Here is a 242-nt window from a genome sequence, read left to right as displayed (position 1 = left end):
AAGCCATTAGAATGTTCGTTAAGACCTCGTTGACCAGAACATTCTGGATCCGTAAAGACAATATCAATGTCGTGTGCATTCGAAATTGATTTCCAATTAGAAAATTCTTTCCCGCAATCAAATGTGATCGACTTAAAGAGGTGGCTGGGGACTTGTGGCAATCATTGATGAATGGAAGTCTCAATATCACTGGCTTTGCATCCATTGGCTTTCAGTGTGATGATGGCTTTTGAGTAGCATTC

1 pseudogene is annotated in these 242 nt (G+C 40.5%); it reads right to left on the bottom strand.

What is annotated here, in order from left to right:
• Positions 1–242 (bottom strand): annotated as a pseudogene (locus tag SORDD16_RS10980) (IS30 family transposase); the annotation flags it as partial.

The sequence above is a fragment of the Streptococcus oralis genome (assembly GCF_001578945.1).
Lineage (GTDB): Bacteria > Bacillota > Bacilli > Lactobacillales > Streptococcaceae > Streptococcus > Streptococcus oralis_Q.
This window is presented reverse-complemented; position numbering and strand designations above follow the sequence as displayed.